10 protein-coding genes are annotated in these 11,594 nt (G+C 75.0%); 6 read left to right on the top strand and 4 right to left on the bottom strand.

The features are described 5' to 3' along the window. Nucleotides 1–304 precede the first annotated feature (304 nt). On the bottom strand, nt 305–637 hold the full coding sequence (locus BU198_RS01075) for an ArsR/SmtB family transcription factor (RefSeq protein WP_188294895.1): 333 nt from the start codon (nt 635–637) through the stop codon (nt 305–307). 182 nt (nt 638–819) lie between these two features. Here BU198_RS01075 and BU198_RS01070 point away from each other — a divergent pair, with 182 nt between their 5' ends. Then, entirely contained in the window at nt 820–2,007 is a 1,188-nt protein-coding gene (locus BU198_RS01070) for an MFS transporter (RefSeq protein ID WP_188294894.1), read from the top strand. 71 nt (nt 2,008–2,078) lie between these two features. On the opposite strand, the gene pgm is transcribed toward BU198_RS01070, so the two are convergent. Beyond that, complete coding sequence (gene pgm / locus BU198_RS01065; protein WP_188294893.1) at nt 2,079–3,719, bottom strand: phosphoglucomutase (alpha-D-glucose-1,6-bisphosphate-dependent); 1,641 nt, start codon at nt 3,717–3,719, stop codon at nt 2,079–2,081. A gap of 521 nt (nt 3,720–4,240) precedes the next feature. On the opposite strand from pgm, the gene BU198_RS01060 reads away from it, so the two are divergent. Both BU198_RS01060 and BU198_RS01055 read left to right on the top strand, forming a co-directional pair. Then, complete coding sequence (locus BU198_RS01060) at nt 4,241–5,161, top strand: hypothetical protein (protein ID WP_188294892.1); 921 nt, start codon at nt 4,241–4,243, stop codon at nt 5,159–5,161. Between the two features lie 32 nt (nt 5,162–5,193). Then, complete coding sequence (locus BU198_RS01055; protein WP_188294891.1) at nt 5,194–5,532, top strand: hypothetical protein; 339 nt, start codon at nt 5,194–5,196, stop codon at nt 5,530–5,532. Between the two features lie 205 nt (nt 5,533–5,737). On the opposite strand, the gene BU198_RS01050 is transcribed toward BU198_RS01055, so the two are convergent. Continuing rightward, a complete protein-coding gene (locus tag BU198_RS01050) occupies nt 5,738–6,043 on the bottom strand; it encodes a YciI family protein (RefSeq protein WP_188294890.1) in 306 nt (101 codons plus the stop codon). A gap of 272 nt (nt 6,044–6,315) precedes the next feature. Between BU198_RS01050 and BU198_RS01045 the strand changes: the two genes are divergently transcribed. Continuing rightward, nucleotides 6,316–6,654, top strand: coding sequence for a hypothetical protein (locus tag BU198_RS01045; protein WP_188294889.1), 339 nt, complete (start codon nt 6,316–6,318; stop codon nt 6,652–6,654). Between the two features lie 63 nt (nt 6,655–6,717). Continuing rightward, entirely contained in the window at nt 6,718–8,217 is a 1,500-nt protein-coding gene (locus tag BU198_RS01040) for an FAD-binding protein (protein ID WP_188294888.1), read from the top strand. 115 nt (nt 8,218–8,332) lie between these two features. Here the strand turns inward: BU198_RS01040 and BU198_RS01035 are convergent, their stop codons facing one another. Beyond that, complete coding sequence (locus BU198_RS01035; RefSeq protein WP_188294887.1) at nt 8,333–9,838, bottom strand: multicopper oxidase family protein; 1,506 nt, start codon at nt 9,836–9,838, stop codon at nt 8,333–8,335. 383 nt (nt 9,839–10,221) lie between these two features. Between BU198_RS01035 and BU198_RS01030 the strand changes: the two genes are divergently transcribed. After that, a partial coding sequence (locus tag BU198_RS01030) for a pyridoxal phosphate-dependent decarboxylase family protein (RefSeq protein WP_188294886.1) occupies nt 10,222–11,594 on the top strand: 1,373 nt, incomplete at its 3' end.

The following is an 11,594-nucleotide window of genomic DNA, read 5'->3' as shown; positions in this document are numbered from 1 at the left end:
ACGCCGTCGGCGCGTACGGGCCCGGCGCCGGAGGCGACGGCGGCGGCGCCCAGGGCGAGCGCCCCGAGGACACCGCGACGGCCGGGCAGACGGCCGGGCGGAGAGCCGGGCAGACGGCCGGGCAAGGGGGCGAACGGCGGGTCGGACGGGCGGCTGGGCTGGGATCCGGTCACCCGCCCACTGTGCCGACCCGCCGCCGCGCCGCGCGTCCGCCCGCGGCAGGAGGCCCGCGGCGCCCTGCGACCACGGGCCTACGCCCGTGGCGGCAGCCGGGGCGAAGCCCGCCCCAGGACCCGGCCGGCCCTTACCGCAAGGGAGTTGCCGGGGCGTCCAGGAGCGCGTCGAGCAGTCCGGGAAAACGGGTGTCGAGATCGGTGCGGCGCAGGCTGACGAAGCGGTTGCGGCCGGCGACGCGGGTGGTGGTGACGCCGGCCTCGCGCAGCACCCGCATGTGGTGGGAGACGGTCGACTTGTGGAGGTGGTCCAGGCCCAGGTCGCGGGGGGCGCAGGAGTGTTCGGCGTCGTCGGCGTAGCTGAGCAGCAGGGTCATCCGTACGGGGTCGCCGAGGGCGTGCAGGACCGTGACGAGGTCGATGTCCGCGGTGGCGGGCTGGGGAAGCCGCTCGTCGTCGCTCATGGCACTGCTCCTCGGACCGCCGGGGGTGAACGGATGGTTTGACAATCATCCACCCATCCCCGAGTGTTTGACGAGCGTCAAACTGTTGCACGTCCGTCCAACAGTTCGCCCAACAGCCTGCCGGGCGGTCCGTCCGGCAGGCCGTCCGCCGATCCGTCCCATGCGCCCCGGGGGGCCCTCCCGTGCCCGTACCTCTGCTCCTGCTCGCCCTCGGCACCTTCGCCATGGGCACCGACTCGATGGTCTTCGCCGGCATCCTCGGCCCGATCGCCGCCGACCTGGACGTGTCGGTGCCGGCCGCCGGCCAGCTGGTCACCGTCTTCGCGCTCGGCTACGCGCTGCTGGCCCCGGTGCTGGCCACGCTCACCGCCCGCTGGCCGCGCCGGCGCCTGCTGCTGATCGCGCTCGCCGTGTTCAGCGCCGCCAACGCGCTCAGCGCGCTGGCCCCCACCTACGGGCTGCTGCTGGCCACCCGGGTGCTCGCCGCGGTCGGCGCCGCCCTCTACACGCCGACCGCCAACGCGGTGGCCACCACCCTGGTCGCCCCCGAGCGGCGCGGCCGGGCGCTGGCGACGGTGCTCGGCGGGATGACGGTGGCCACCGCCCTCGGGGTGCCGCTGGGCACCTGGGTGGGGCGCACCGACTGGCGGATGACGATGTGGCTGGTCACCGCCCTGGGCCTGGCGGCGCTGGCCGGCCTGGCGCTGCTGCTGCGGGACCTACCCGCCCCCACCGCCGCCCCCGCCCTGAAGGCCCGGCTGGCGCCGCTGGGGCAGCGCCGGGTGCTGGGCGCCGCGGCCACCACGCTGGTGTTCTTCCTCGCCTTCCAGAGCGTCTACATCTACCTGTCCACCGCGGTGGCCGGCGCCACCGGCGGCGACTCCGACCGGCTGAGCCTGATCCTGCTCACCAGCGGCGTGATGTCGGTGGCCGGCAGCTGGCTGGGCGGGCGCCTGGTGGACCGCGTCGGGGTGCGCCGGGTGCTGCTGACCGGCTCGGCGGTGGCCGCGGGCGCGTTCGCCGCGCTGCCGTGGCTGGGGCGCAGCATGCCGGGGGCGCTGGGGTACGCGCTGGTGGTGCCGCTGGCGGGGTGGGCGGTGTCGGTGGCGCTGCCGCACCGGCTGGCGTCGATCGATCCGGGGAGCGCGCCGCTGCTGATCTCGCTGAACAGCAGTGCGCTGTACCTGGGGACGGCGGCGGGGGGTGTGGCGGGGTCGGCGGCGATCTCGGTGCTGGGCGGGCGGTGGTTCCCGTTCGTGGCGGCGGTGCTGGCGCTGGTGGCGTGCGCGGTGGCGGCGGCGAGCACCCGCGACGAGCGTCCGGCGGGGGCCGGGGAGGCCGCGGCGCCGCAGCGGGCCGCGCGGGTGTGAGAAGACACGCGCGAGAAGGCGCGGGTGCCCCGGACCGGCGGTGAGCCGGTCCGGGGCACCCGCGCAGGGGTTCAGCCCCGCAGGACCTCGCCGACCAGGGCGCGGGCCTCGTCCTGGACCCGGGCGAGGTGGTCGTCGCCGTGGAAGGACTCGGCGTAGATCTTGTAGACGTCCTCGGTGCCCGAGGGGCGGGCGGCGAACCAGGCGTTCTCGGTGCAGACCTTGATGCCGCCGATCGCGGCGCCGTTGCCGGGGGCGTTGGCGAGGACGGCGGTGATCTTCTCCCCGGCGATCTCGCCGGCGCCGACCCGTTCCGGGGAGAGCCGGGCCAGGCGGGCCTTCTGCTCGCGGTCGGCGGGGGCGTCGACGCGGGCGTAGGAGGGGGCGCCGTGACGCCCGGTCAGCTCGCGGTAGCGGGCGCTGGGGGTGGTGCCGGTGACGGCGGTGATCTCGGCGGCCAGCAGGGCCAGCAGGATGCCGTCCTTGTCGGTGGTCCACACGCCGCCGTCGCGGCGCAGGAAGGAGGCGCCGGCGCTCTCCTCGCCGCCGAAGCCGATGGAGCCCTCCAGCAGGCCGTCGACGAACCACTTGAAGCCGACCGGGACCTCCACCAGGGTGCGGCCGAGGTCGGCGGCGACGCGGTCGAGCATCGAGGAGGAGACCAGGGTCTTGCCGACGCCGGCGTCGCCGGGCCAGTCGGCGCGGTGGCGGTAGAGGTAGTCGACGGCCACCGCCAGGTAGTGGTTGGGGTTCATCAGGCCGCCGTCGGGGGTGACGATGCCGTGCCGGTCGGCGTCGGCGTCGTTGCCGGTGGCGATGGCGTACTGGTCCTTGCGACCGATGAGGGAGGCCATCGCGGCCGGGGAGGAGCAGTCCATGCGGATCTTGCCGTCCCAGTCCAGCGTCATGAACCGCCAGGTCGGGTCGGTCACCGGGTTGACGACGGTCAGGTCCAGGCGGTGGGTCTCGGCGATGCGCGCCCAGTAGTCCACCGAGGCGCCGCCCAGCGGGTCGGCGCCGATGCGCAGCCCGGCGGCGCGCACCGCGTCCAGGTCCAGGACGGAGGGCAGGTCCTCGACGTAGCTGCCGAGGTAGTCGTGGCGTCCGGTGGTGGCGGCGGCCAGGGCCCGCGCGTAGGGGACCTTCCTGACGCCGCGCATGCCCTCGCGGATCAGTTCGTTGGCGCGGTCCTGGATCCGGCCGGTGGCCTGGGATCCGGCCGGGCCGCCGCTGGGCGGGTTGTACTTGAAGCCGCCGTCGCGCGGCGGGTTGTGGGAGGGGGTGATCACGATGCCGTCCGCGAGGGCGCGGGGGCTGCGCCGGTTGTGGGCGAGGATCGCGTGGGAGACCGCCGGGGTGGGGGTGTAGCCGTCGGCGTCGTCGATGAGGACGTGGACGCCGTTGGCGGCCAGCACCTCCAGGGCGGTGACCTTGGCCGGCTCCGAGAGGGCGTGGGTGTCGGCGCCCAGGAACACCGGTCCGGCGACGCCCTGTTCGGCGCGGTACTCGCAGATCGCCTGCGTGGTCGCGGCGATGTGGTCCTCGTTGAAGGCAGCGTCCAGCGACGAGCCCCGGTGCCCCGAGGTCCCGAACGCCACCCGCTGCCCGGGCTCCTGTGGGTCCGGGTTCAGCGCGTAGTACGCCGTCACCAGCCTCGCCACGTCCACCAGGTCACCGGGCTGCGCCGGCTGCCCGGCCCGTGCGTGTGCCATCCGTCTTCTCCCGCCGAAAGTCGGTAACTACGCGGTACGTCCCCGTCCCGCGCTCACCGATCGTAGCCAGAACGCGACCGTGCCCCGAACCGCGCGGGCGGTCCGGGGCGGCACGGACGACGGGGACGGCGGGCTTCAGGCAGGTTTGAGGCGGGCTTGAGGTCCGCTTCAGGCGGGCTTCAGGTGGGCTTCAGGCGGGCGGCTGCCGACGGTGCGCCGCGAGCGCGGGGCGGGTTCCTTCGGGCAGGTGCGCCCGTCCTCCTCGGTCGCCGCCCCGCGTACCCGGCCCCACCGGGTGGGCGTCCCTGCGGAACTGAACCGCTGGGACGACATCCGGCGCTGTCACCGCGCGGCGGGGTTCCGGGTCGCGGTGGGACGTGTAGAAACGAGCCGCACCGGGCCGGGCCGCGCCCGCCGTCCCGTCGCCGCCCCGGCCCCGCGTCAGGACGGGCACGTCCGGTGGCGGAGCAGCCGGCCGGCGCCCGCCCCCAAGCCACTTCTCGTCCAAGGAGACCGGGCACATGCTGAGAATCACCGCAGACGTCTATTCCGGCCGGCCCAACCCCGTCGCGGACATCACCGACGCGGCACAGGCGCGCACAGCCCTGCGGGAGCTGACGCGGGACCGGGCCTTGTTCTCGGGCCCCCGGCCCTCCGACCCGCCCGCGGGCCCCCTCGGCCTGCGGGGGTTCTGGCTGGAGACCTTCGACGACGAGCTCGCGCACGACTTCGACGTGGAGTCCCGCCTGTACCTCCCGGCGGGGCCGCAGGTCCCCGCCGGGCGCTCCGCCGAGGTCGCCGAGCGGCTGGTCGCCCTCGCGGACTGGAGTCAGGCCCCGGCCACCCTCGCCGGGCCCACGCCGCCGGTCGACGCGTCCTTCCGGGAGTTCCTGCTCGAACAGCTGGCGAGCAGCGGCCGGGCCTCCCTGAAGGACCGGGTCGGGCCGGCGGGCGGCGGTCAGGAGGAGAACCCCGCGGTCACCTGCACGATCGAGATCGGGGCGTTCAACCCCGGGTTCTGGAACAACGACCCGAACGTCCTGGACAACAACAACTGCTACAACTACGCCAGCAACTGGCGCACGAACACCTTCGCGCAGCCCGGCCGCGGCTGCGGCAGCATGTACACGCAGATCACCTGCGAGGAAGTGACCCGCGCGGCGCTCTGCGACGGCATGCACCACCGGTTCGACTGCTTCCCCGACAACGAGGCGCCGCGTCCCCTGGTCGCCCTGGTCGTCATCCCCGGCGGCGGCGACTACCACTGGTACCGGAGGCAGAAGGAGGGTTTCTGGGGCCACAAGCCGGGCGGGACGGCGGCTCGCAACTACGACAACAGCGGGAACGTGATCTACGACCCGGAGACCGCCGACCGCGGACCCTACACGATCTTCTGCGGCTACTTCTACGGTTGCAGCAGCCAGCGGCAGAGGATCAACTGACGAGCGCCCGAGGGCCCCGGACCGTCGTCGAGGTGGACCTCTACAGCGGGCGGCCCAACCCGCGCTTCCCCCTGGAACCGGCCACGGCCGGCGAGCTGGCGCACCGGATCGGCGCGCTGACGCCGGCGCCCGCGAGCGGGCGGCCGGACGTCGGGCTCGGCTACCGGGGACTGCGCGTCCTGACCGGCCCGCACGGCACCGGCGCCGGGGTCGTCGTCTCCGGCGGGGTGGTGACCCTGCCAGGACCGGACGGGACGCCGCGCCGCCTGCGGGACCCCGGGCGGGCACTGGAACGCTGGCTCCTCGCCCGGGGCGTGGGGCACCTGGACCCCGCTGTCGTCGCGACGGTGCGCCGGGAACTCGCACGGTAGCGGCGGGTGGTGGAGCGGGAAGCCCGCGGGACGGCCCTGCCGACCGGAGCGGCTTCCCGCTCAAGGCGTTCGGGGCGAGGCTCCGCCGGTGAGACTCCGCCGGTGAAGCTCCGCAGCGGCTGCGGGGCGAAGGACGCGGTCCGGCCCGGTGAAGCGGCGTCGCGGCTGCCCCCGGGGCGTTCGATCCCGGCCTCCCGGGGCCCCGTCAGGCCGACGCGGGCGGCTGCTGACGGTAGGCCGCGAGCGCGGGGGCGGTGGTGGTGGCGACGAACTCCGTCACCCGGTAGCGCGTCAGCCCGGCCTCGGTGAACGGGTCGGTGGCCACCAGTGCCTCGATCGAGGCACGGTCCGTGCCCGCCGCGAGGATCACCCCGCCGTCGCGCGGCACCTTGCGCCCCGAGGCGAGGAAGGTGCCCGCCGCGTAGTGCGCCTCCAGCCACGCGATGTGCCGCGGCAGCACGGCGTCGATCGACTCCAGGTCGGCGGTGTACGTCAGCTCCAGAACGAACATGCCCACCAGGCTAGTGTCCCGGCCCCGGCGGCTCCCGCCGGGAGGGTGCCGAGCCCAATCCTGCCAGCTCAGGCAAGGTTTCGGTAGGACACAGCACACCCTTCCTCCGTCTTGCCGCGCACCGTGGCGGGCCCGCAGACTCGTGCGCATCCCACCGAGCGCCCCGCGCCGGCCGCCCTGCCCAGGGCGCCCGGCGTGCGCGGCGTGCTGCCCGCGCACCGCGAGGGGCGGCGGGTGGGAGGAACCACACGGACGACGAAGGGGGACGGACCATGGGCGTGCACGAGGACCTGGTGCTCAGGGCGCGGGTGCGGCTGCTGAGCCACAACGAGCGGATCCTGCACGGCGAGGAGGGCCTGTGGGTGTACCGGGCGCTGTTCACGGTCAGCCCGGACGCCTACGCCTACAAGCTGGCGTTCGTACTGCGGGAGGCGGCCGAGGGGCCGCTGCCGGCCCGTCTGCCCGAGGCGCGGGAGGCGCTGCTGGCGGAGGCGAGGGCCGCCTCGGCACGCGTCCCCGGCCACGCGCCGGCCCACCAGCGGCGGATGTGGGAGTACCCGGTGGCCGAGCTGCGGCACGTCGAGCGGCAACTCGGCGGTGCACGGCAGTAGGTGATCACCCGATGGTTGCGGTACAACAATCCCTATTTGACGACCGATCGGAGAAATTCTGATATGAGCAGGTCAGGACTGTCCCGCCGCGCCCTCCTCGCCGGCGCCGGAGCCGGCGCCGTCACCGCCGTCGTCGGCTGGAACACCTCCACCGCCGCCTGGGCCACCGAGAGCGGCGCCGACGTCGCCGAACTCCCCTCCCTGGACGGCACGGTGACCCTCCAGGGCGACGGCCTGGAGCGCTTCTCCAGCGACTTCGGCCACCTCGTCACCGCCAGGCCCCGGGCGGTGCTGCGCCCGGGCTCGGTGCGCGACGTGCAGCGGCTGGTGGCCTTCGCCCGCCGTCACCGCATCCCGGTGGCCGTCAACGGGCAGAGCGGCGACCTCGCGCAACTCGGCGCGGCCGGGCTGGAGTCGCACTCCAGCTACGGCCAGGCCAACCCGCGCGGCGGCATCGCCATCGACGCCCGCGGCCTGTCCAGGGTCGTCTCGGTGCGGCCCGGACGCGCCGTGGTCGAGGCCGGGGCGACCTGGGCGCAGGTCACCGAGGCGGGCCTGGCGGCGGGCTGGGTGCCGCCGGTGCTCACCGACTACCTGCACCTGTCGGTGGGCGGGACGCTGAGCGTCGGCGGCATCGGCGGCGCCGTCCAGCGCTACGGCATGCAGGTCGACAACGTGCTGGAACTGGACGTGGTCACCGGCACCGGCGAGCTGGTCACCGCCTCGCCCACCCGCAACCGCGAGCTGTTCGAGGCGGTGCTGGCCGGCGGCGGCCAGGTCGGCGTCATCGTGCGCGTCACCCTCGCCCTGGTGAAGGTCCGCGAGCGCGCCCACGTCTTCTCGCTGTACTACGACGACCTGGACGCCTACCTCGCCGACCAGGAGAAGGTCCTGGCCGGGCGCCGCTTCGACCTCCAGGTCGGCGACGTGGTGCGCAGCGCGGACGGGTCGCGGTGGCGCTACAAGGCGGAGCTGGTGGCGTTCGCGGACGCCGGGCGGACGGTGGACCGGACGGCACTGCTGGCCGGGCTGGTCCCGGTGGAGACGGAGGTGGTGGAGCAGAGCTGGCGGGAGTACGCGTTCCGGGTGGACGGCTTCGCCGGGTACCTGCGGGCGGCCGGGTTCTGGTCGCTGCCCAAGCCGTGGCTGAGCGTGTTCCTGCCCGCGTCGTCGGCGCGGGCGTTCATGGCGCGGGCCGCGGAGGTGCTGACCGCCGCCGACCTGGGGGCGGGGCTGCTGCTGTTCTACCCGTACCTGCGCTCGAAGGTGAAGGCGCCGCTGGCGGTGCTGCCGGGGCAGCAGGAGGTGGGCTGGCACTTCGACCTGCTGGCCTTCCCCGGCCCGGGGTCGGACAGTGCGGCGATGCTGGAGCGCAACCGGCGCCTGTACGACCTGGCGGTGGAGCTGGGCGGCAAGCGGTACCTGATCGGGGCGGTGCCGGGGATGACGCGGGAGGACTGGCGGCGTCACTACGGGGGGCAGTGGGAGAAGGTGGCGCGGGCCAAGCGCCGGTTCGACCCGGCGGGGATCCTGACGCCGGGCCAGGGCATCCACGCGTCCTGACCGCCTGACCGCTGACCCGGTCGGGGCATGCCGCCGGGCCGTCCGCGCGTTCACGTCGGCGCGGGCGTCCCGGCGGCCCTGCGGGGCACCGGGACCCCGGGGCTCCCGGGAGGGGTCAGGTGATCTCCAGCTGGGCCATCATGCCCATCGCGGAGTGGTCCAGCAGGTGGCAGTGGTACGGGTAGCGGCCGCGGTAGGAGTCGAAGACGGCCTGGAGGCGCACGCTCTCACCGGGCATCAGGCGCACGGTGTCCTTCAGCCCCGCCTCCCCGGGCCCGGGGGCCGCTCCGTTGCGGGCCAGGACGCGGAACTGCACCAGGTGCAGGTGGAAGTTGTGCGGGATGTCGGTGTTGGCGTTGACGACCGTCCAGATCTCCGAGGTGCCGAAGGCGACGGAGGCGTCGACCCGGGCGGGGTCGTACGCCTTGCCGTCGATCAGGCCGCGCGGGGCGAGGCCGCCGCCGGTCTCGACCTTCAGCACGATGGTGCGCTCGCGCACCGCCGGGCCGGGCGGCGCCAGGGTGCGCAGCCGGTCGGGCACGGCGGAGGGGTCGGGGGCGGGGCGGCCGACGTCGAAGCGCAGGACCTGGCCGACGTGTTCGGCGGGGCCGGGCGGCATGGAGTTGGTGAGCACGACGCCGGTGCCGGGGCGGTAGCGGGAGAAGTCGATGACGACGTCGGCCCGTTCGCCCGGTGACAGGTCGACGGTGTCGGTGGTGTGGGGGCGTTCCAGCAGGCCGCCGTCGGAGCCGATCTGGGTGATCGGGCCGCCGTCGGCCAGGCGCAGGGAGAAGAAGCGCAGGTTGGAGGAGTTGAGCAGGCGGATGCGGTAGCGGCGGGCGGCGACGTCGACCCTGGGCCAGGGACGGCCGTTGGCGAGGATGGTGGCGCGGCCTTCGGCGTCGTCCATCCGGTAGACGAGGTTGCCGGCGGTGTCGAAGCGGGCGTCGCGCAGGGCGATGGGCAGGTCGTAGCGGCCGGAGGGCAGCGGCAGGGCGGCCTCGGTGGCGTCGGTGAGCAGGTAGGTGCCGGCCAGGCCGCGGTAGACGTGTTCGGACTCCAGGTGGTGGGCGTGGTCGTGGAACCACAGGCTCGCGTGGGGCTGGGCGTTGGGGTAGGTGTAGGTGCGGGTGGCGCCGGCGTCGAGCAGGTTCATCGGGCCGCCGTCGCTGTCCGGCGGGACGGACGAGCCGTGCAGGTGGACGGAGACCGGGTCGTCCAGCAGGTTGGTCTGGCGCACGATCACCGGCCGCCCGGAGCGGGCGCGGATGACGGGGCCGGGGAAGGCGCCGTTGTAGGTGAGGACGTCGGTGCGGCGCCCGGGCAGGATCCGGGCGAAGGAGCGCAGCATGGTCATCGTGTAGGTGTCGGCCCCGTTGTCGGTGGCGACGGGGCTGAGCACCGGGGGCAGCGGCAGGGCGGTGGTGAACTTCTGGGCGAGCGCGGGGCCGGCGTCCGGGCCCGGGTCTGCGTCGGTGCCCGCCGGGTGGGTGTGGGCGCCGTCCCCTGCGGAGGCGGCGGTGGCGGTGGCGGAGGCGGCCGGGTGCTGGGTGGTGCGGAGGAGCAGGACTCCTCCCCCGGTCGCCAGGGCGGCGCCGATCATCCTGCGTCTGGTCACCATCGCGTCGTTCCTCCCGTGTGGGCTCCCCCGGCCTCGCCCGGGTGGGGGCGGCCTTGTCCGGGGGTGATTGCAGCAGCGCCGGCTCACGCGCCGGTGGGGTCCGGGTGGGGCGGCGGGCGGCGGCCGCCCGGGCGCTCGCCGGGGCGGGCGGTGGGGCGGGCGGTGGGTGCGGTGGGTGCGGTGGGTGAGCTGCGGGTGTTGCGGGCGCCTTGCGGGCGGTGGCCACGGTGGCTCCAGGCGCGGTCGAGGAACGCTCAAGGGACTCGGACGCGGTGAACGCCCGTACTCGCCAGGGGCCCCGGCGTGCCGCTCACCCGCGCGCCCGTCCCCCCTCGCGGTGAAGGACCCGACGGGGTCGGTGGACTCGAAGGAAGGGCCGGAGCGTGGACCTGGGGTACTGGCTGCCGAGGGCGGCCGAGGTGGCCGAGCGGTGGGGCGAGCGGTTCGGGCCGATGGACCCGCATCCCTCGCACCTGGTGGACGAGGCGGACTTCGCCGCCGCGTTCGAGCGCTTCGCCAAGCGCCTGGAGCACAACTACCCGTTCTTCCATCCGCGTTACGCCGGGCAGATGGTCAAGCCGCCGCACCCGGCGGCGCTGGTGGGCTATCTGACGGCGATGCGGTTCAACCCCAACAACCACGCCTACGAGGGCGGGCCCGCGACCAACGACATGGAACGCGAGTGCGTCGCGCAGCTGGCCGCGATGTTCGCGCTGCCCGCGCACGTGGGCCACCTGACCAGCAGCGGCACCATCGCCAACCTGGAGGCGCTGTACGTGGCGCGCCAGAGCCACCCGGGTCTCGGGGTCGCCTACAGCAGCCAGGCCCACTACACCCACAGCCGGATGTGCCACGTGCTGGGCGTCGAGGGGCACGCGGTGGCGGCCGACGCCGAGGGCCGGATGGACACCGGCGCCCTGGAGGAGCTGCTGCGCACCGGGCGGGTGGGCACGGTGGTGGTCACCTGCGGCACCACCGGGGCGGGCGCGGTGGACCCGGTGCACGAGATCGTGCCGCTGGCCCGCCGCTACGGGGCGCGGGTGCACGTGGACGCCGCGTACGGCGGGTTCTTCGCGCTGCTCGCCGCCGACGAGGCGCTCGCGGCGTCGCTGGAGGTGGACCCCGCGCCGTGGCGGGCGATCGCGGGCTGCGACTCGGTGACCGTCGACCCGCACAAGCACGGCCTCCAGCCGTACGGCTGCGGGGCGGTGCTGTTCGCCGACCCCGGCATCGGACGGCACTTCGCCCACGACTCCCCGTACACCTACTTCACCGACGCCGAACTGCACCTGGGCGAGATCAGCCTGGAGTGCTCGCGCGCCGGGGCGTCGGCCGCCGCCCTGTGGCTGACCCTTCAGCTGCTGCCGCTCACCCCCGGCGGGCTGGGCGCGGGGCTGGCCGCGAGCCGGCGCGCCGCGCTCGCCTGGGCCGCGCGGATCGAGGACAGTGCCGAGCTGACGCTGCACCAGCGGCCGCAGCTGGACATCGTCACGTGCTTCCCCACCGTCGCCGGGACGCCGGCGCTGTCGGCGATCGACGCCGCCAGCGAGCGCGTGCTGCGCCGGGGCATGGCCGACGAGAGCGACCCGGTCTACCTGAGCGTGCTGCGCGTGGACGCCGCCGACTTCACCCGCCGCCACCCGGGCGTGCGGGCGGACGCGGGCGGGGCGCGGGTGCTGCGCAGCGTGCTGATCAAGCCCGAGGCGGAGGGGTGGGTGGCGCCGCTGCACGCCCGGGTCGCGGCCCTGGCCGCCGC

It is taken from the genome of Streptomyces sp. CBMA156, assembly GCF_014596515.1.
In the GTDB taxonomy this organism is placed as follows: domain Bacteria; phylum Actinomycetota; class Actinomycetes; order Streptomycetales; family Streptomycetaceae; genus Kitasatospora.
Note: the sequence above shows the minus strand (reverse complement) of the source record. Positions and strands in the feature narration are given on the sequence as shown.

Coding starts and splice junctions, on each gene's coding strand:
- BU198_RS01075 (WP_188294895.1), bottom strand. CDS start 637: ATGAGCGACGACGAGCGGCTTCCCCAGCCCGCCACCGCGGACATCGAC.
- pgm (WP_188294893.1), bottom strand. CDS start 3,719: ATGGCACACGCACGGGCCGGGCAGCCGGCGCAGCCCGGTGACCTGGTG.
- BU198_RS01060 (WP_188294892.1), top strand. CDS start 4,241: ATGCTGAGAATCACCGCAGACGTCTATTCCGGCCGGCCCAACCCCGTC.
- BU198_RS01050 (WP_188294890.1), bottom strand. CDS start 6,043: ATGTTCGTTCTGGAGCTGACGTACACCGCCGACCTGGAGTCGATCGAC.
- BU198_RS01045 (WP_188294889.1), top strand. CDS start 6,316: ATGGGCGTGCACGAGGACCTGGTGCTCAGGGCGCGGGTGCGGCTGCTG.
- BU198_RS01040 (WP_188294888.1), top strand. CDS start 6,718: ATGAGCAGGTCAGGACTGTCCCGCCGCGCCCTCCTCGCCGGCGCCGGA.
- BU198_RS01035 (WP_188294887.1), bottom strand. CDS start 9,838: ATGGTGACCAGACGCAGGATGATCGGCGCCGCCCTGGCGACCGGGGGA.